General features: G+C 75.0%; 17 protein-coding genes. 7 read left to right on the top strand and 10 right to left on the bottom strand.

The annotated features are described in order from the left end of the window. Positions 1–34: 34 nt before the first annotated feature. On the bottom strand, positions 35–253 hold the full coding sequence (locus tag Mco01_RS20125; protein WP_036324338.1) for a hypothetical protein: 219 nt from the start codon (positions 251–253) through the stop codon (positions 35–37). 118 nt (positions 254–371) lie between these two features. Then, a complete protein-coding gene (locus Mco01_RS20120) occupies positions 372–1,124 on the bottom strand; it encodes a GntR family transcriptional regulator (RefSeq protein ID WP_204058436.1) in 753 nt (250 codons plus the stop codon). A gap of 407 nt (positions 1,125–1,531) precedes the next feature. Between Mco01_RS20120 and kynU the strand changes: the two genes are divergently transcribed. After that, positions 1,532–2,773 carry a kynureninase gene (gene kynU / locus Mco01_RS20115; protein WP_204058476.1) on the top strand — a complete coding sequence of 414 codons (1,242 nt, stop codon included), beginning with the start codon at positions 1,532–1,534 and terminating at the stop codon, positions 2,771–2,773. Between the two features lie 105 nt (positions 2,774–2,878). Here kynU and Mco01_RS20110 read toward each other — a convergent pair whose 3' ends face one another. Next, positions 2,879–3,283, bottom strand: a complete 405-nt coding sequence (locus Mco01_RS20110) for a ClpX C4-type zinc finger protein (RefSeq protein ID WP_204058435.1) — start codon at positions 3,281–3,283, stop codon at positions 2,879–2,881. Between the two features lie 32 nt (positions 3,284–3,315). Further along, entirely contained in the window at positions 3,316–3,684 is a 369-nt protein-coding gene (locus Mco01_RS20105; RefSeq protein WP_204058434.1) for an MmcQ/YjbR family DNA-binding protein, read from the bottom strand. 26 nt (positions 3,685–3,710) lie between these two features. Between Mco01_RS20105 and Mco01_RS20100 the strand changes: the two genes are divergently transcribed. Then, a complete protein-coding gene (locus tag Mco01_RS20100; RefSeq protein ID WP_204058433.1) occupies positions 3,711–4,148 on the top strand; it encodes a TIGR03668 family PPOX class F420-dependent oxidoreductase in 438 nt (145 codons plus the stop codon). 18 nt (positions 4,149–4,166) lie between these two features. Here Mco01_RS20100 and Mco01_RS20095 read toward each other — a convergent pair whose 3' ends face one another. Both Mco01_RS20095 and Mco01_RS20090 read right to left on the bottom strand, forming a co-directional pair. Further along, on the bottom strand, positions 4,167–4,751 hold the full coding sequence (locus Mco01_RS20095; RefSeq protein ID WP_204058432.1) for an isochorismatase family protein: 585 nt from the start codon (positions 4,749–4,751) through the stop codon (positions 4,167–4,169). A gap of 220 nt (positions 4,752–4,971) precedes the next feature. Next, entirely contained in the window at positions 4,972–6,585 is a 1,614-nt protein-coding gene (locus tag Mco01_RS20090) for a hypothetical protein (RefSeq protein ID WP_204058431.1), read from the bottom strand. 173 nt (positions 6,586–6,758) lie between these two features. Between Mco01_RS20090 and Mco01_RS20085 the strand changes: the two genes are divergently transcribed. Then, positions 6,759–8,087 (top strand): sensor histidine kinase, encoded by a 1,329-nt coding sequence (locus Mco01_RS20085; RefSeq protein WP_239103757.1) that lies wholly within the window; start codon positions 6,759–6,761, stop codon positions 8,085–8,087. A 6-nt stretch (positions 8,088–8,093) separates the two neighbouring features. Here Mco01_RS20085 and Mco01_RS20080 read toward each other — a convergent pair whose 3' ends face one another. Together Mco01_RS20080 and Mco01_RS20075 are read right to left on the bottom strand one after the other, a co-directional pair. Beyond that, a complete protein-coding gene (locus tag Mco01_RS20080) occupies positions 8,094–8,777 on the bottom strand; it encodes a response regulator transcription factor (protein WP_204058430.1) in 684 nt (227 codons plus the stop codon). 59 nt (positions 8,778–8,836) lie between these two features. Next, positions 8,837–9,658, bottom strand: coding sequence for an isocitrate lyase/PEP mutase family protein (locus Mco01_RS20075; RefSeq protein WP_239103756.1), 822 nt, complete (start codon positions 9,656–9,658; stop codon positions 8,837–8,839). 205 nt (positions 9,659–9,863) lie between these two features. Here Mco01_RS20075 and Mco01_RS20070 point away from each other — a divergent pair, with 205 nt between their 5' ends. Further along, positions 9,864–10,499 carry a mycothiol-dependent nitroreductase Rv2466c family protein gene (locus Mco01_RS20070; RefSeq protein WP_204058429.1) on the top strand — a complete coding sequence of 212 codons (636 nt, stop codon included), beginning with the start codon at positions 9,864–9,866 and terminating at the stop codon, positions 10,497–10,499. Between the two features lie 46 nt (positions 10,500–10,545). Here Mco01_RS20070 and Mco01_RS20065 read toward each other — a convergent pair whose 3' ends face one another. Further along, positions 10,546–11,484: a LysR family transcriptional regulator gene (locus tag Mco01_RS20065; RefSeq protein WP_204058428.1), complete on the bottom strand. Its 939-nt coding sequence runs from the start codon at positions 11,482–11,484 to the stop codon at positions 10,546–10,548. Positions 11,485–11,599: 115 nt separating this feature from the next. Here Mco01_RS20065 and Mco01_RS20060 point away from each other — a divergent pair, with 115 nt between their 5' ends. Genes Mco01_RS20060 through Mco01_RS20050 form a run of 3 tightly spaced genes read left to right on the top strand, consistent with a single transcriptional unit; the run spans position 11,600 to position 16,080 of the window. After that, positions 11,600–13,618: an FAD/NAD(P)-binding protein gene (locus Mco01_RS20060; protein ID WP_204058427.1), complete on the top strand. Its 2,019-nt coding sequence runs from the start codon at positions 11,600–11,602 to the stop codon at positions 13,616–13,618. A gap of 5 nt (positions 13,619–13,623) precedes the next feature. Continuing rightward, on the top strand, positions 13,624–15,024 hold the full coding sequence (locus tag Mco01_RS20055) for a nitrosuccinate lyase (protein WP_204058473.1): 1,401 nt from the start codon (positions 13,624–13,626) through the stop codon (positions 15,022–15,024). A 9-nt stretch (positions 15,025–15,033) separates the two neighbouring features. Further along, positions 15,034–16,080 carry a nitronate monooxygenase gene (locus Mco01_RS20050; protein ID WP_204058426.1) on the top strand — a complete coding sequence of 349 codons (1,047 nt, stop codon included), beginning with the start codon at positions 15,034–15,036 and terminating at the stop codon, positions 16,078–16,080. Here Mco01_RS20050 and Mco01_RS20045 read toward each other — a convergent pair. Beyond that, positions 16,077–17,933, bottom strand: coding sequence for a DUF2264 domain-containing protein (locus tag Mco01_RS20045; protein ID WP_239103755.1), 1,857 nt, complete (start codon positions 17,931–17,933; stop codon positions 16,077–16,079). The two genes, Mco01_RS20050 and Mco01_RS20045, sit on opposite strands and share 4 nt — an antisense overlap. Between the last annotated feature and the right edge of the window lie 64 nt (positions 17,934–17,997).

Raw genomic sequence — 17,997 nt, 5'->3', positions numbered from 1 at the left:
CCCCCGCCCCCGATAGGGTCGGGGGCTTCCGCGCTCACGGATCGACGGCAGTGGCACGTTCCTGTTGGTCGCGCAGCTGCCCCCGCAGCCCCTCGGGGTCGTCGGCGTCGACGGTCATCGCGCACCCGGCCGCCCGCTGCGCGGACGTCAACGGATGGTGCCGCGTCGCCCACCAGCGGCCTGCGTCACTCCGCCAAATAGTCCAGTCCGGGAACTCCCGGGCGATCTCAGCAAGGTGTCGGTCAAAGGACACTCCGTCCACCTTCCCTCGCCGTGCGTGCCCGGGTGTTCTTGACGTCTCACCCACAAGGTGCGGGACATCTCTAGAGAAATCAATGATCGTGGCGGTCAGGTCAACCTACCCGCTTGACCTACGCCTCGAAGTCGTACTGGAGTACATAGGACGCGGCGTCGAGCGTCATCTCGTTCAGCTCCACCGGGACGCCCCCCACGGCGTACGCGACGCGGCTGATGACGATCACCGGGTTGCCGGCGGGCAGGCCGAGCAGCTCGGCCTCCCCGGGGAGCGGCATCCGCGCCCGCACCTCCTCGGTGAAGTGCACGGGCGTGTGGCCGAGGTCGCCCAGCCGCGCGTACACGCCGCCCGGGCCGGTGTCGGGAAGGGTGATCGCGGTGCCCTCCACCAGGTCGGCCGGGAAGTGCGAGACGGCGAGCTGCACCGGCCGCCCGTCCACCGAGTAGCGGCGGCGGCGCACCCACACGTCCTGCGCGCCCAGCACCTGCGCCGCCTGCTCGCCGGCAGCCTCCCGCTGGATCTGGATCTCGTCCACCGTGTACGCCCGGCCACGGGCGTCGGAGTCCCAGATGGCCGTCCCCTGTCCCCACTGCTGCCGGGACAGCCGCCGGGACCCGTGCCGCCGGATGGGCCGGAACAGGCGGACGTACACCCCGGACCCTCGTCGTGGCACGGCCAGGCCCTCGTTGATCAGCACCGCGAGCGCCTGCCTCGCCGTCGCCCTCGCGATGCCGTACTCGGCCATCAGCGCGTTCTCGCCCGGTAAGCGATCCCCATCACCGAGGGTCCCTGACATGATCTGCTCGCGCAGCCGGTCGGCGATGCGGCGGTAGATCGGGGACTCGTGATGCACCGGGGACTCCGTCACGTTTGATCACCCTCTGTCACCAACGGGGGATTGGCGTCTACAGAGAACTTGCCCCGTCTTGTCCACGATCGCACAGAGTCGCAGGTTGGTCCCGTGCTTATTTTGAGCGGATCGTGCCGGTGTGGTGATCCCTGCGAGTTATAGCCACCCGTAATCGTGGAACGGTCCCGGCCGGTATTCGGCCGTCCACCAACGCTGTGTTATCAGCGCTGCGATGACTGTCCCGGCCGATTCGCGGCGACCGGCGTCGGCGGCCACAGTCAGGTGGCGGGCCGGGGCGCAGGGAACTATCCGGGCGGTAAGGGTCCGAGTGTCCGGATCGTGGAAGTGAACCGCCGCGAGCCCCCTTCGACCCGCATACGGTCCTATATGACGATAGATACGACCAAGCGCGGTGACCGGAGGAACTGACCGTGGCCATCACCCGAGCCGAATGCCAGGCCCTCGACGCCCGGGACCCCCTCCGGGACGTGCGGGACGAGTTCGCGCTGCCGCCCGGAATCGTCTACCTGCTGGGGAACTCGCTCGGCGCGCTGCCCCGCCGCACGCCGGAGCGGGTGGCCCGCACGGTCGAGACCGAGTGGGGCGTCCACATGGGGGCGAGCTGGAACACCGCCGGCTGGTGGGACCTGCCGGAGAGCACGGGCGACCGGATCGCGCCGCTGATCGGCGCCGGACCGGGCCAGGTGCTCGCGGGCGACTCGACCTCGGTCAACATCTTCAAGGCCGTGACGGGCGCCCTGCCGCTCCGCCCGGGCCGCCGGGTGGTCGTCTCCGACCTCGACAACTTCCCCACGGACAGGTACGTCGTCCAAGGGGCGGTCGCGGCGCTCGGGTCGTACGAGATCCGCGACATCGGCTCGGGCGCCGGACTGGCCGGACTGGAGGACGCGCTCGGCGACGACGTCGCGCTCGTGCTGCTCTCGCAGGTCGACTACCGCACGGGCGCCCTGAGGGACATGGCGGCCGTGACCCGTCAGGTCCACGAGGCCGGCGCGATCATGATCTGGGACCTGTGCCACAGCGCGGGCGCCGTGCCCGTCGAGGTCGGGGAGGCGGACCTCGCGGTCGGCTGCACCTACAAGTACCTGAACGGCGGCCCGGGGGCGCCCGCCTACATCTACGTCGCCCCACGGCACCAGGAGGCCGTCCGCAACGTGATCTCCGGGTGGCACGGCCACGCCGCGCCGTTCGCGTTCGAGCCGGACTACCGCCCGGCGACCGGCGTGCGGCGCTTCGCCACCGGGAGCCCGCCCGTGTTGTCGTACGCCGCGCTCAACGCGTCGCTGGACATCTGGGAGCGGGTGGACCTGCGCGAGGTGCGGGCCAAGAGCCAGGCCATGACCTCGCTGTTCATCGAGCTGGTGGACGACGCGGGGACCGATCTGGTCCTCGCGACCCCCCGCGACCCGGAGCGGCGCGGCAGCCAGGTCAGCTACCGCCACCCGGACGGCTACCCGGTCGTGCGCGCGCTCGCCGACCGCGGCGTGGTGGGCGACTTCCGGGAGCCGGACGTCATGCGGTTCGGCTTCGCCCCGCTCTACCTGCGGTACGTGGACGCGTACGACGCGGCCACGGCCCTCGCCGAGGTCCTCCGTGAGGACCTGTGGCGCGACGAGCGGTACGCCCGGCGGCTGACCGTCACCTGACGGCGTTCGCCTGCCGTGCGGGGCGGCGGCTGTGCGGGGGGCGGCTGTGCGGGGGGCGGCTCTGCGGGGGGCGGCTCTGCGGGGGGCGGCTCTGCGGGCGGCAGCTCAGGTACGGCGGGCCAGGCCGGCGACGATGTCGGTGGCGAGGGCGACGCACTTCTCGCAGATGCGGCCGGCCTCGCCGTGCACCATCCGCACGCGGGGGCCCGGCGGCCGGCGGCAGAACGAGCAGGACGCGTCGAGCCTGCGGCGGCGGTTCGCCAGGTGGCGGTGGGCGAAGGCGGGAGTGAAGCGTCTCCTGGGGGACCGGTGGGAGAACCCGAACCGCTCTCCGATGGCCGTCCAGGACACCCCGGCGTCCCTGGCCTGCCGTACGGCGAGGTCGAGCAGGGCGTCCGCGCCGGCGCCCAGCTCGGCGCCGAGGGCGATCGCCGCGGTCAGGGTCTCCAGCGGGTCGGCGGGGTCCTTGGCGCGGGCGCGGGCACGGTCCAGTAAGTCCGATGGCTCCATGGCGGACACCATAAGTTGTCCCCTGGAAGTGATCAAGCGCGCTCGATCCGCGCGGACAGCCGCTTGGGGGCGACCAGGCGGTAGCTCTCCTCCACCCAGTCGTGCAGCACGTCCTGCTCGGGCAGGTCGCCGGCGAAGGGGACCGTCACCCAGCCGGCCCTGCCCAGGCCGTACCCGCTCGGAGCTGCGCCGGGAACGCTCAGCGCGTGGCCGTGGGAGTCGCGCAGCTTGACGCCGAACGACGGCGACCACTTCTCGGTGGGCTCCTCCACCCCCAGGAACACGAACACCTTCTTGTTGACCTTGATGACCGTGTCGCCCCAGGGGAAGTCCTCGTGGGCCTCGGGGAGGCCGAGGGCGAACGCGCGCAGCCGCGTGCGGGTGTCCCGCCAGTCGCTCATCCCCTCATTGTGCATAGGCTGGGCGGGTGAGGTTGCCGCCCGAGCGCGCCCGCGGCCTGTTCGCCGCGGCCCGGGTGGCCAGGCTCGCGACCGCCGGCCACGAGGGCGTGCCGCGCCTGGTCCCGGTGACGTTCGCGCTGCTGGACGACGGGGACGCGGGGACGGTGGCGACCGCCGTGGACCACAAGCCGAAGTCCTCGACCGACCTGCGGCGCCTTCGCGACATCGCGGACAACCCCGCCGTCTGCCTGCTGGCCGACCACTACGAGGACGACTGGGAGCGGCTCTGGTGGGCCCGCGCCGACGGGCTGGCGCGGATCGCGGGCACGGGCGCGGAGCGGGAGCGGGCCGTCGCGGGGCTGGTGGAGAAGTACCCCCAGTACCGCGACCGCCCCCCGGCGGGGCCTGCCGTCCTCGTCCGGGTCACCCGCTGGTCCGGCTGGTCGTACGGCGACCCGGGCTGAGGACGTCCGGCGTGCCGGTCAGCCGTGCGTCGTGCCGAGCATCCGGAGGATGTCGCCGGTGGTGCCGGTCTCGGCCAGCCGCGGGAAGACCTTCTCCACGCTGTTGCGGTGGGCGTCGGCGTCCGCGTCGGTCACCGCGTCGGTGGCGATCGTGACGTGGTAGCCGTGCTCGTGCCCGGCGCGCGCCGTCGACTCCACGCCGATGCTGGTGGCGACGCCCGTCAGCACGATCTGTGTCACGCCCCGGCGGCGCAGGTGCAGGTCGAGGTCGGTGCCGTAGAACGCGGACCAGTTGCGCTTGGTGACCAGGATGTCGCCGGCGTGACCGGCGAGGTCCTCGACGATCTCGTCCCAGCCGGGGGCCGGGATCCGCTGAGGACGGCCGCGGTCGGTGCGGCCGGGCGTCGCGTCGGAGCCGTCCGGCGCGCCGGTGACGCGCACGAGCACGACCGGCAGGTCGTGGGCGCGGAACGCCTCGGCCAGTTCGACGGTGTGGGCGAGCACCTCGGCGGTGGTGTGGGGTGCGCCGGGGATGGCCATGACGCCGTTCTGCAGGTCGACGACGACCAGCGCGGTCGTCGGATCCAGGGTCGTGACGGGCATGGGATGTCCTCTCGGGTGTGGATGGTGCCGGTTCGCGGCGTCGCCTTCTCACCAGCGCTGTCACCCTAAGTCGACAGCCTAAGCTGTGCAACTCAAACTGCACAGTTGAACCTGTAGAACGCCGGCCGCCGGTCAGCAGGAACTGCCCGGCTCCGGCAGCGGGCGGTCCGGCGTCTCGCTCCTGGTCGAACGGAGGGCCCCGGATCGACAGGGGCGGGACTCACTGTTCCGGCGGGAGGTACGCGTACCAGGTGGTGACCGCGCTCACCCGGAGCGGCACCCGCGTCCACGAGGCGAGGTAGGCGGCCGGGGGACGGCGGTGATAGGTGATCACGGACACCCAGGCGTGCCGGGCGAGGGCGGACCTGATGCTCGCGGGAGGCGTCGCCCCCCCGTACCGGGAGAAGACCCCGACGGACGAGCACCGGTCGAGGTAGCCGACCTGGACGGCGTGGTGCCCGTAGACGAGGCACGGCGCGCGCAGGCCGAGCGTGCGCAGCCCGGCGGCCGTCGCCAGGTCGCGGTCGCGGTTGGCCCGCTGGTACTCGACCCAGGACGCCAGCGTCCCCGCCTGGAGGACGAAGTACGCGGTGAGGGCGGCGGCCACCAGCGGCCGTACGAGGCGGGGGCGGGCGAGCCGGGCCAGGCCCTCGGCGGCCGGCAGCGCCAGCAGGGCGTAGGCCGGCATGAGGAAGCGGGGCGCGGCGTAGCCGACGGTGAACACGTAGGAGGCGGCCAGGCACACCCCGGAGCCCGCCGCGACCCCCAGACCCCCGCCGAGGCTGCGCGGGGCGGCGGGGGGCGAGGCGGCCGCGGTGCTTGGGTGCGGAGCGGCGGTGGGGTGTGGAGCGGTGGCCGTGGGATGTGAGGCGGTGGGGTGCCGGGCGCTAATGGAGTGCGGACCCGAGGCGGCGGCGCGGCCGCGGGCCGTCCACAGTCCGAGCGCGGCAAGCAGGATCAGCGCCGCCAGCCAGGCGATGTGCCGCAGCGGGTAGCCGCCGCAGGGCGTTCCGTACCGGCACAGCAGCGGCCCGTCGAGCGCGCGTAGATGGTCGAGGATCGTGAGGTGCAGGCCCGTGTCGTTCTCGGCGCCGGCCGCGCGCAGCCGCGCCAGGGGGCCGCCGTAGTGCAGGACGGCCTCCACGCACCACTCGGCCCAGCCTGCCGCCGTGCCGGCGGCGACCGCGAAGGCGGGCCCGGGGCGCCCGCGCGCCAGGCCGTACGCGAGGAGCGGCAGGGCGAGCCAGGTGGCGTCCGTGGGCCGCACCAGCGCGGCCCCCGCGAACGCCAGCGCCGTGCCGGCGAGGGCGCCCCTGCCCCGGCCGGGCTCGTCACGGCCCCTCCAGGCGAGGCGGAACAGGCCGGTCCCGGCGACCGCGCCGTACGCGACCCAGGGGTTGGGCATGGCCTCGTTGCCGTAGAAGAGCGACAGCCACAGGCCGCCGAACAGCGCCGCGGCCAGCGGGACCGCCGGGCCGCCGCGCAGCCGGAGCCAGGGGAGGTGCGCCGCGTACAGTGCCAGACCCGACAGCAGGCTCAGGTAGACGCGGATCGCGGTGGCCGACGGGGTGAGCAGGGCCACGGGCGCGAGCAGCAGCGGGACCCCGCGTGCGCGCGGCGCGCTGAAGTCGGCCGCCGGCACGCCCCGGGCGACCTGGCTCGCGTAGACGCTCTCGTCCCAGCCGAGCCCGATCCGCAACGTCACCGTCAGGAGGACCGCGGTGTAGGCCGCCGCCACCGCGGCGAGCGCGAGGCGGGGCCCGCGAGAGGCGGCCGGCGAACGGTACGACGCGGAGACCCGGACACGCGCCGACTCGAAGACCCCCCGCACCATGCGGTCGAGGGTACGGAGCGGGAGGCCGGCGCGCCCCCGACTTCCGGCGAGATCCGCGCTCGCCGTGGCCCGGCACGCATGTCCCTCGTCTCCGATACAGCGCTATATCGGGACATCGGGCACGGGTGGGCCGAGCCGCGACGGGCACCCCCGGGGTCTGGCAGTCTGACCTGGTGACACCGCGAAGGAAGGCGCCCGCGGCTCCCGCCGGGCGGCCGGACGGCAGGCCGCTGCGCCGCCGGGTCCTCGGGGCCATGGTGGGCGTGGCCACCCTGGCCGTCACGCTGTTCGCGATCCCGCTCGGCGTCGCGATGGAGCGGCTCTACCACGACGACAGCGCGGCGGCCCTGGGCCGTGACGCCTCGTGGATCGCCGCCGTCGTGCCCGACGACGTGCTGAGCGGCCGGGTCCCCTCCGTGACGCTGCCCCGGGGGCTGCCGTCGCGGCTGGCGGTCGGCTTCTACGGCGGGGGCGGGCAGCGGATCGCCGGGCAGGGGCCGGCCCGCTCCGACGCGGCCACCGACGCCCTGGACGGCCAGGTGCACGAGGACATCGAGCACGGCTACCTCGTCGTGGCCGCCCCGATCCCCTCGGACGAGAAGCTCGCGGGCGTGGTCCGGGTGGCCCTGCCGTACGGGACGGTCCGCGCCCGCGTGGTCCGCGCGTGGATCCTGATGGCCGCGCTGGCCGTGACCGTGATCGGGCTGGCGGCGGCCTTCGCGCTGCGCCAGTCGGCCCGGCTGGCCGCGCCGCTGGAGGACCTCACGATGTCGGCCGAGGCGCTCGGGTCGGGCGACTTCTCCGTCCGCACTCCACGCTCCGACGTCCGTGAGGCGAACGCGGTCGGGGTGGCCCTGGAGGCGACGGCCCGGCGGCTCGGGGACATGCTCGACCGGGAGCGGGCCTTCAACGCCGACGTGTCGCACCAGCTCCGCACGCCGCTCACCGGCATGCTGCTCGGCCTGGAGTCCGCGCTGTCCCGTCCCGACGCCGACCTGCGGGCCGCCATCGGCACGGCCGTCGAGCGGGGCGAGCGGCTGCGGACGACGATCGAGGACCTGGTCCGGCTCAGGCGGGGCGGCGGCGACGGGGAGCGGCTCGACGTGCGCGCCCTCGTGGAGGAGGCGGCGGCGCACGGGCGCGGCACGCTGACCGACGACGACCGCAGGGTCACCGTGAGCCTGCCGGCCGAGGTCCCCGAGGTGGTCGCGTCCGCCGCCGCCGTACGGCAGATCCTGCACGTGCTGCTGGACAACGCGGCCGTCCACGGCGCGGGCGACGTCGCCGTGGAGGTCTCCGACCTGGGCGACGGGGTGGCGATCGAGGTCAGCGACCAGGGGCCGGGCATCCCCGAGGGGCGCGACGTGTTCGCGGGGCCGTCCCACGACGGCCACGGCATCGGCCTGCCGCTGGCCCGGTCGCTGGCGGAGGCCGAGGGCGGCCGGCTCATCCTCCGCCGCCCCGCGCCGCCGGTGTTCAGCCTGCTGCTGCCCACGAGGTGAGCGGGGTCACAGGTCGGTCTCGTACCGGTAGCCGCGGCCGCGCAGGGTGGAGATGCGCCGGGGGTCCTCGCCGTGCTCGGTCAGCTTGCGGCGCAGCGCGAAGACGTGCACGTCGAGGGTCTTGGTGGGGCCGAACCAGTTGACGTCCCACACCTCCTCCATGAGCTGCTCGCGGGTGACGACCTGTCCGGCGCGGGTGACGAGGGCCGCGAGCAGGTCGAACTCCTTCGGCCGCAGGGGCAGCTCGTCCCCGGCGACGAACACCCGCCGCGCGGGCAGGTCGAGCCGGAGCCGCCCGACGGCCACGCTGCGCTCCTCCTGCGGCACCACGCGGCGGCGCAGGTGCGCCCGGAGCCTGGCCAGCAGCTCGGTCAGCCGGAACGGCTTGGTCAGGTAGTCGTCGGCACCCGCGTCGAGCGCGACCACGACCTCGAACTCCTGGGTGCGCGCCGTCAGCACGACGATCACCGTGTACGGCAGGGCCGACCTGAGCCGGCGGCACACCGCGACCCCGTCGACGTCGGGCAGCCCGAGGTCGAGCAGCACCAGGTCGGGCGGGGTCTCCTCGGCCAGGCGGACGGCCTGCTCGCCTGTGGTGGCCAGCCCCACCTCGTAGCCGTGGCCGGCCAGCGCCTCGGCGAGCTCCGAGCCGATCGCTGGATCGTCCTCAACGACCAGCACGCATGTCATGGACCCGATGGTAGGGCGGCCGCGCGTAGGGCCGGCGTCAAGCCCGCCGGCCGCTCCGGTCAGGCCCCGGGCGTGGCGAACGGACTGTCGCCGCGGGCGACCGCGTCGAGCATGCGGCCGGTGAGCTCCTGGGCGGCCTGGTGCAGGCCCGCGCCGAAGCTGATCCGGGCCACGCCCAGGGCGGCCAGCTCGGCGATGCTCGGCACGCCCGGCCGGAACAGGACGTTGACGGGCCCGATCTCCCGCACGAGCGCGCCGATCACCTGGGGGTCGCTCGCCAGGATGGGGTAGACGCAGTCGGCGCCGGCCTCCCGGTAGCGGCGGCCCCGGTCGACCGCCTCCGCCAGCAGGTCCTCCGCCGGTCCCTCACCCTGGAGGAACACGTCGACCCGGGCGTTGATCACCAGGTCGCCCCCGGCGTCGCGGGCGGCGGCGCGCACCGCGGCCAGGAAGTCGGCCTGCTCCGAGGGGTCGATCATCGCTCCGGTGGCGGGGTCGGAGTCTTCCAGGTTGCAGCCGACGGCGCCCGTCTCCAGCAGCCGCCCGACGAGCTCGGCCGGGGCGAGGCCGTAGCCGCGCTCGATGTCGGCGGTCACGGGGACCCCCACGACGCGGGTGATCCGGGCGACGGCCGCGAACATCTCCTCCGCCGGGGCCTCGTGCCCGTCGCCGTACCCCAGGACGGCGGCCACGGCCGCGCTCCCGGTGGCGACCGCGGGGAACCCGGCGGCCTCGACCGCGCGGGCGGACGCCGCGTCCCACGCGTTGGGCAGCACGATCGGGCTGCCCTGGACATGGAGGTTCCGCAGTGCGGCCGCCCCCTCGACGATGCCGCTCGCCGCCGTGCCCATCGCGCCCCCGATCCCTGTGGTGTCCGTCACGCCCACCATACGAGGGCACATCGGCGACCCGCACACGGCCCGGTCCCTCCCTTGGGGAATCAGGGGACGAGACCGGGGGTTGCAGGGGTTGAGTGCGGTGGTCCAGCTCACGGGCCCTCGGGTACGTTCGCTAGGCGCGCGTGCCGGGGGACCCGCGCGGGATCCGGCCCACAGCTCCCCGATGCCCTCCAGTCAGGAGACCTCGATGACGGCTACCGAGCCGGCCACCACGGCCGAGCGCCCCAAGGTGGACTTCTACTTCGACCCGATCTGCCCGTTCGCCTGGATCACCTCCCGCTGGATCCTGGAGGTGGAGAAGCAGCGCGACATCGACCTGCGGTTCCGGGTGATGAGCCTGTCGGTCCTGAACGAGAACAAGGAGGACCTGCCGGACTTCTACCGCGACCTGCTCGACAGGGGATGGGGCCCGGTCCGCGTGTGCATCGCGGCCGCGGAGAACCACGGCGAGGAGGTGCTGCGCGACCTGTACACGGCCCTCGGCACCCGCATCCACAACGAGCGCAACAAGGACTTCGCGGTCGTCGCCAAGGAGGCCCTGGCCGAGGTCGGGCTCCCCGTCGAGCTGGCGGAGGCCGCCACGACCGACGCGTACGACGAGGCCCTGCGCAAGAGCCACCACGAGGGCATGGACCCGGTCGGCGAGGAGGTGGGCACCCCCACCATCCACATCGACGGCGTCGCGTTCTTCGGCCCGGTGCTGACGCACATCCCGCGCGGCGAGGAGGCTCTGCAGATCTTCGACGGCGCCCGCGCCCTCGCGAAGTACCCCTACTTCTTCGAGCTGAAGCGCACCCGCACCGGCGACCTCGACTTCACCTGACCCGTCTCCCGAAGGCCCGTGGAGCCGCGCGTGAACGGCGCGCGGCTCACGGGGCGGGCTCCTCGGGCGCGCGCCGGGGAAGCGTGCGTCCCGTGCTCTTGAACAGCGCGCGCGCCGTGGCCAGCGCCGGCGACCGGTCGTCCGTGCGCCAGACGAGGCTGATCGTGCGATGCAGCCCGGGCGGCGCGAGGCGCCGGATGCTGAGCGCGTTCTCCGACATCTCCGCGACCGTGCGCGGCACGAGCGCGAGCCCCATGCCGCCGCCCGCCAGCGCGCACGACATCCCGTAGTTCGCGGTCTCGTACGCGACGACCGGCGCGGGCAGCCCCTCCCGCCGGAACAGCGCCTCCAGCGCCTCGCGGTTGGCCAGCCCCCGCGAGCCGCTGATGAGGGGCCGCCCCGACAGCTCCCGCCACGGCAGCGGCTCGGCCGGGTCGGTGAGCGCGTGGCCGGGGGCCGCCACCAGCACCAGCTCCTCCACCAGCAGCGCCTCGACCGTGATCCCGGTCGGGAGCGGCACGGCGGGCTGGTGCTCGTACGTGTGCGTGAGCACCAGGTCGGCCTCGCCGGCCGCGACCGCGGGCAGCCCGGCCGGCGGCTCGTACTCCCGGATGTTCACCTGCACCCCCGCGTGGGCGCGGCGGAACGCAGCCAGGACCGGCGGCAACAGGTGGATGCCGGCCGTGGTGAAGGTCCCGATCGTGATGCGGCCGCCCGACAGCCCGGCGACCGCGGCCAGGCCGTGCCGGGCCCGTTCCAGTTCGTCGAGGACCCGCTGCGCGTGCCCGACGAGCAGCGCGCCCGCCGGCGTCAGCGTGACACCGCGCCGGTGCCGGATCACCAGGGTCGTCCCCGCCTCCCGTTCCAGCTTGGCGATCTGCTGGGAGAGCGCGGGCGGCGTGTATCCCAGCCGGGCCGCGGCCTTGGTGATCGATCCGGCCTCGGCCACCGCCACCAGCGCCGCCAGGCGCGTCACATCGTGCATAAAGCAGTGCTTAACACTACTTCGCGAGATCCGACATACCTGGTCAACGCACGTCTGCCGCATCCTCGATCTCATCAGCCGGCGAGGGGCCGGCGACGGTGACCTGGAGGTAGCGATGCGGACGAACACTCACTCGGCCCGGCGGCTCGAGGTGTGCGTGATCGGGGCGGGCCCCCGCGGGATGTCGGTCCTGGAGCGGCTGTGCGCCGGCGCCCGCCGGGTCGAGCCGGGCCGCCGGATCCTGGTGCACGTGGTGGACCCGTTCCCGCCCGGCCCCGGCCAGGTGTGGCGGACCGGCCAGCCGGGGCAGCTGCTCATGAACACCGTCGCCTCGCAGGTGACGCTCTTCACCGATCCGAGCGTGGACATCCGCGGCCCGCTCGAGACCGGCCCCAGCCTGTACGAGTGGGCGCGGCACGTCGTCCTGCTCGGCGGGGTCGAGGGCCTCGACGAGCGGATGGTGGCGGAGGCCGGGGCGCTCGGCCCCGATACGTACCCGAGCAGGGCCTTCTACGGTCGCTACCTGCAGTGGGTGTTCGAGCGGATCGTGGCGGGGGCGCCCGGCCAGGTCGCGATCCAGGTCCACGGCACCCGCGCCGTCGCCCTCGACGACGTGCCGGGCACCGTCCTCCAACGCGTGCGGCTGGAGGACGGCACCATGCTCGGCGCGCTCGACGCGGTGGTCATGGCGCAGGGCCATCTGCCGATCGAGCCCTCGGCGGCCGAGCGCGAGATGTCGGCCTTCGCCGGGGCCCACGGCCTCGTCTACGTCCCGCCGGCCAACCCCGCCGACGTGGACCTGTCCGGCGTCCTGCCCGGCGAGCCGGTGCTGCTGCGTGGGCTCGGGCTGAACTTCTTCGACCACATGGCTCTGCTGACCGCCGGCCGGGGCGGCACGTTCGAGCGCCGGGACGGCCGGCTGGTCTACCGGCGGTCGGGGCGGGAGCCGATGCTGTACGCCGGGTCGCGGCGCGGCATCCCCTACCAGGCGCGCGGCGAGAACCAGAAGGGCGTCGAGGGCCGGCACACCCCGCTGCTGCTCACCCCCGACGTGCTGGCGGACCTCGCGAAGCGGTCGGCCGTCGAGGGCGGGCTCGACTTCCGCGCCGACCTGTGGCCGCTGATCGCCAAGGAGGTCGAGACCGTCTACTACGCCACCCTGCTGGCAACCCGGGAGTGCGCCTGCACGGTCGGCCGGTTCCGCCGGGCGTACCTCGACCGCCCCTGGGGCGACCCGGGCGAGGCGACCGTGCTGGACGCCTTCGGCATCGGACGCGACGCGCGCTGGGACTGGGAGCGGATCGCCGAGCCGTACCGGGGGATCGCCTTCTCCGGGCCGGCCGACTTCCGGGGGTGGCTCACCGCCTACCTGCGCACCGACCTGGCGGAGGCGCGGGCGGGCAACACCGACGGGCCGGTGAAGGCCGCCCTCGACGTGATGCGCGACCTGCGCAACGAGATCCGGCAGGTGGTCGACCACGGCGGCCTGACCGGGGACTCCCATCGCGACGACCTCGACCGCTGGTACACGCCGCTGAACGCGTTCCTGTCCATCGGCCCGCCGGCCCACCGCGTCGAGCAGATGATCGCGCTGATCGAGGCCGGGGTGCTCACCGTCCTCGGTCCCGACGTCAGGATGCGCGCCGTGGACGGCGCCTTCGAGGCGGAGTCGGCCGCCGTGCCGGGGTCGCGGGTCCGCAGCCGGGTGCTGGTCGAGGCCCGGCTGCCCGAGATCGACCTGCGGCGCACGGCCGACCCGCTGCTGCGCCACCTCCTTTCGACCGGGCAGTGCCGCACGTACCGGATCGGCGGGGGCGGCGGCTACGAGACGGGCGGCCTCGCGGTCACCCCGCGGCCGTACCACCTCGTCGACGCCGCCGGGCGCGCCCACCCGCGCAGGTTCGCGTACGGGGTGCCGACCGAGTCGGTGCACTGGGTGACGGCGGCCGGCGTCCGGCCTGGCGTGAACTCGGTGATCCTCGGCGACTCCGACGCGATCGCCCAGAGCGTCCTCGCCCTGCTGGACGGCCCCGGCCCGCAGCAGGTCAGCCGCCCCGCCGTCCGCCCGGCCGCCGTCCACCGCGCCCCGGCCGCCCCGCGCGCCGCCCGCGCCCTGACCATGAGCGTGGGGTGACGGCGATGGAGACCGCGGGGCTCGACGCGGGCCTGCTGTCCCCGGTGCGCGCGGGGAGCGCCGTCGAGCGGGCGACCGACGACGCGGCCTGGTTGCGGGCGCTGCTCGACGCGGAGGCCGCCCTGGTCCGGGCCCAGGCCCGGCTCGGCGTGGTCCCGATGGAGGCGGCCGGCATGATCGGCAAGGTGGCCGGCGAGGACGGCCTCGACCTGGTCTCCCTCGCCCGCCGGTCGAGGGAGACCGCCAACCCGGTGGTGGCGCTCGTGGAGGACCTCACGGCGGCGGTCGCGGCGGTGGACGCCGATGCGGCCGAGTACGTCCACCGGGGCTCCACCAGCCAGGACATCATGGACACGGCCGCGATGCTGGTGGCCCACCGGGCCGTGGGACTGATCCTGGCCGACCTGGGCCGGGCGGCGGCGGCGGTCGCCCGGCTCGCGGCGCGGCACCGCGACACCCTGATGCCCGGCAGGACGCTGACCCAGCAGGCCGTCCCCACGACGTTCGGGCTCAAGGCGGCCGGCTGGCTGCACGCCCTGATGGAGGCGGAGGAGCGGCTGCGGCGGGTGCGGCTGAGCCTGCCGGCCGAGCTGGGCGGCGCCGCCGGGACGCTCGCCGGGTACGTGGAGTACGCCCGGATCGCGGCGGCGCCCGACCCGGAGTCGTACCCGGAACGGCTGATGGCGGCCTTCGCGGCCGAAGTCGGCCTGGCCGAGCCGGTGGTGCCGTGGCACGTGCTGCGCGTCCCGCTGGCCGACCTGGCGGCGGCGCTGACCGTGACCTCGGGGGTCCTCGGGAAGATCGCGGTGGACGTGCAGTCGCTGTCGCGGACCGAGGTGGCCGAGGTGGCCGAGCCCGCGGCTCCCGGCCGGGGCGTCTCGTCGGCCATGCCGCACAAGCGCAACCCGGTCCTCGCCACGCTGGTCCGCTCGGCGGCGCTGCAGGTCCCGATGCTCGCCGCGACGCTCCACCAGTGCATGGCGGCCGAGGACGAGCGGCCCGCGGGCGCCTGGCACGCCGAGTGGCAGCCGCTGCGCGAGTGCCTGCGGCTGGTGGGCGGCGCCGCGGCCGTGACGGCCGAGCTGGCCGAGGGGCTCACCGCCTTCCCCGAGCGCATGCGGGCCAACCTCGAACTGACCGGCAGCCTGATGGTCACCGAGCGGGCGGCCGCCGTGCTGGCGCCCGCGCTCGGCAAGGCCGCCGCCAAGCGCCTGCTCGCGCGGGCGTCGGCGGCGGCCGCCGCGACCGGGCGGTCGGTGGCCGAGGTCCTGGCGGAGGAGCCTGAGGCGTCGGCCCACCTCACCCGGGGGGAACTGGCCGGCCTGTTCGACCCCGCCGCGTACACGGGGGCCGCCGGGACCCTCGTGGACCGGGTCCTACGCTGGTACGAGGCGGACGGGCAGTGAGGGAGTCCCATGTCAGTCGCAGCACTCGGGGTCGAGCACCCGATCATCCAGGCGCCGATGGCCGGGGGCGGGTCGACCCCCGCCCTGGCCGCGGCCGTGTCCTCCGCGGGGGGCCTCGGGTTCCTGGCCGCCGGCTACCGTACGGCGGCCGACGTTCGGGACGAGATCGCCGCGGTGCGCGAGCGGACGGACCGGCCGTTCGGCGTCAGCGTCTTCGTCCCGGGTCCCGAGACCGCCGATGACGCGGCGCTCGCGCTCTACCGCAAGGAGCTCTCCGGGGAGGCCGAGCGCTACGGCCTCACCCTCCCGGAGTCCCCGGCGTGGGACGACGACGAGTGGGACGCCAAGGTCGAGCTGCTGGTCGCGGAGCGCGTGCCGGTCGCCGGATTCACCTTCGGCTGCCCGCCTCCCGAGGTCGCGGCCCGCCTGCGCGAGGTGGGCAGCGTGGTCTTCGTCATGGTGAACACGCCCTGGGAGGCCGAGGCCGCCGCCGAGGCGGGCGCGGACGTGATCTGCGTCCAGGGCCCGGGCGCCGGCGGCCACCAGACGGCCTTCCTCCCGCCCCCGCCCTCCTGGGCGCCGCCCGCCGCCCTGACCGACCTCGTCGCGCAGGTGCGGGGGGCCGCGGACGTCCCCCTCGTCGCGGCCGGCGGGCTCATGGACGGGGCGGACATCGCGGCCGTCCTCGACGCGGGCGCGGTCGCCGGGCAGCTCGGCACGGCCTTCCTCCGCACGCCCGAGAGCGGGGCGCACCCGGTGCACAAGGCCGCCCTCGCCGACCCGCACTTCACCGGGACCGCCTTCACCACGGCCTTCTCCGGCCGTACGGCCCGGGGCCTGGCCAACCGGTTCATGGCCGAGCACGAGGCCGGGGCGCCCCGGTGCTACCCGCAGGTCCACCACCTGACGAAGGGGCTGCGCCGCGCGGCCGCCGCCCAAAGCGACCCCGAGGCCATGGCGCTGTGGGCCGGCGACGGGTACCGGCGCGGCCGGGAGCTGCCCGCCGCCCGCCTCGTCGAGGTCCTGGTCGAGGAGATCGAGGCCGCCCGCCGCTAGATCGCCGCTCCGGGCGCCGCAGGCGTCTCCCGCGCCACGCCATCGAGGACCGCGAGCAGGCGGGCCGCGGCCGGATGACCGGCCAGGGTCTCCCGTACGGACTCCCACGACGGAGGGGCGGGCCAGGGGTCGGCTCCCCCGGGGTCGGCGAGCCCGAGGACGGCGCAGGCCAGCAGGTGCTCGCCCGGCGGATGCGCGCCCTCGAGGGTGGGGATCACCGTGCGCGGCGCGACGACGTTGGTGCCGGGCAGGGCCTCGACGAGCCGCCCGTTCCTCGCGCCGGTCAGGTCCTCGACCAGGACGGCGCCCGCGGGCGCCGCGACCCGGGCGCGTCCCGCGCCGGCGTCGGCCCTGCGGAAGGGCGCGTCGCGGTCCACCGCGAAGCCGCCCTCGGCGGAGCGGAGGCTCCGTCCGGTGACGAGCCGGTGCATCCGGACGTGCCACGGCGGGAGGGCGAGGAGCCACGTCTCGACCTCGACGTCCGGCCAGGGGGTCCAGCGGCACCACAGCAGGCCGTCCCGCGCGCCGGCGTCGACCGGCACCTCGCACGGCAGCCAGTGGACGCCGTCCTCGCTCAGCGCGAGCGTGCCGTCCGCCGCCGCCTGCTCCAGCCCCCACGAGCCGCTCGGCACGCTGAACCCGAACGCCGTCGAGTACGCGAACTTGGCGTACTTGGCCGCGCCGTGCCTGACCCACGTGTGGTGCTGCCCGGCGCTGAGCATGACGACGTGCCGGCCCTCCTCGCAGCGCATGAGCGCGACCCCGGCCTCGGGCTGCGTGGAGACCTCATCGAGTGGGGGCGCCTCCCGCTCGGGGGCGGTCCAGAACGGATGGCCGGGCGGCAGCGCCAGCGGCAGGAACGACTTGAGCGCCCAGTACGGCGAGCCGGGCGCGTTGTACTGCTCCGCGAGCAGCGGCTGCTCGTAGCCGTACCCGATCGTGAGGAGCCCGGACGGACCGGTGATCGGCCGCCGCAGCCACCACCGCAGATGGCGCATGAGGTGGCCCTTGACCACCCCCCACGGCAGCGCCTCGACGCCGGCGAAGGCGAGCGCGCCCCAGAACGCCCCCTGCGCGAAGCGGTACGTCATGCTCCGCCCGAACGGCACGGCCGCGCCGTCGGCGGCGAACCAGTGCCGGAAGTCGAGCGCGAAGGCCGCCGCCCGCTCCCGCAGGCGCTCGGCCCGGGCGCCGCCGGGGCCGAGGGCCGCGTGGATGAGGCCGTAGTAGTGCATCGCGAACGGGATGTAGTAGTCCCGCTGGGCGGCCGGGCCGTCGCTGTACCAGCCGCGCCCGAGGGAGAACGACTCCAGCCGGTCGAGCCTGGCCTCGATCGGGACGCGGTCGTGGGCCACGCCGACCCGGCCCAGGCCGAGCGAGACCATGACCGGGAAGAACTGCCAGTTGTTGCCCACCGGCTCCGCGTCGAGGGCGGTACGCAGCCACGCGGCGACCGCGTCCCGCTCGCGGCCGGTGAGCGGGTCCCACACGTGCTCGGGGGCGACGGCGAGGGCCAGCCCGATCGCGGCCGACTCCACCAGGCGCTGGTCCACGTCCGTGACGGGACCCCAGTGGCCGTCGTGGTCCGGGTCCGTCCCGGCGGCCAGGCCGCGGCGCCACACCTCCCAGTGCTCGAACGCCCCGCCCCCGGCGGCGAGCGGCGCGAGCCCCCACAGCGGGCGGGCGAACGTCTCCAGCGCGGCCGCCGCGTCCCCGTAGTGGGCGGCGTTGCCACCGATCCGGGGGCGGGCGCCGCCGGCCCGCACGTGGGGGACCAGCGGGTCGACCAGCGCGCGGACCAGGGCGCGCAGGCCGTCCCGGTCGTGCGGCGGGGTCGCCCCCGGCCTGTCCATGCGGTCGCTCTCCCGTCGCTCGGGGTCCCGGACGCAGTGCCAGACGACAATAATCCAAGAGTCG

Source organism: Microbispora corallina, assembly GCF_016863035.1.
In the GTDB taxonomy this organism is placed as follows: Bacteria; Actinomycetota; Actinomycetes; order Streptosporangiales; family Streptosporangiaceae; genus Microbispora; species Microbispora corallina.
Note: the sequence above shows the minus strand (reverse complement) of the source record. Positions and strands in the feature narration are given on the sequence as shown.

Bases quoted from the DNA above. Each gene is read 5' to 3' on its own strand.
- Mco01_RS20090 (WP_204058431.1), bottom strand. From the start codon at position 6,585: ATGGTGCGGGGGGTCTTCGAGTCGGCGCGTGTCCGGGTCTCCGCGTCG.
- Mco01_RS20095 (WP_204058432.1), bottom strand. From the start codon at position 4,751: ATGCCCGTCACGACCCTGGATCCGACGACCGCGCTGGTCGTCGTCGAC.
- Mco01_RS20065 (WP_204058428.1), bottom strand. From the start codon at position 11,484: ATGCACGATGTGACGCGCCTGGCGGCGCTGGTGGCGGTGGCCGAGGCC.
- Mco01_RS20055 (WP_204058473.1), top strand. From the start codon at position 13,624: ATGGAGACCGCGGGGCTCGACGCGGGCCTGCTGTCCCCGGTGCGCGCG.
- Mco01_RS20110 (WP_204058435.1), bottom strand. From the start codon at position 3,283: ATGGAGCCATCGGACTTACTGGACCGTGCCCGCGCCCGCGCCAAGGAC.
- Mco01_RS20080 (WP_204058430.1), bottom strand. From the start codon at position 8,777: ATGACATGCGTGCTGGTCGTTGAGGACGATCCAGCGATCGGCTCGGAG.
- Mco01_RS20060 (WP_204058427.1), top strand. From the start codon at position 11,600: ATGCGGACGAACACTCACTCGGCCCGGCGGCTCGAGGTGTGCGTGATC.
- Mco01_RS20070 (WP_204058429.1), top strand. From the start codon at position 9,864: ATGACGGCTACCGAGCCGGCCACCACGGCCGAGCGCCCCAAGGTGGAC.
- Mco01_RS20050 (WP_204058426.1), top strand. From the start codon at position 15,034: ATGTCAGTCGCAGCACTCGGGGTCGAGCACCCGATCATCCAGGCGCCG.
- Mco01_RS20105 (WP_204058434.1), bottom strand. From the start codon at position 3,684: ATGAGCGACTGGCGGGACACCCGCACGCGGCTGCGCGCGTTCGCCCTC.
- Mco01_RS20045 (WP_239103755.1), bottom strand. From the start codon at position 17,933: ATGGACAGGCCGGGGGCGACCCCGCCGCACGACCGGGACGGCCTGCGC.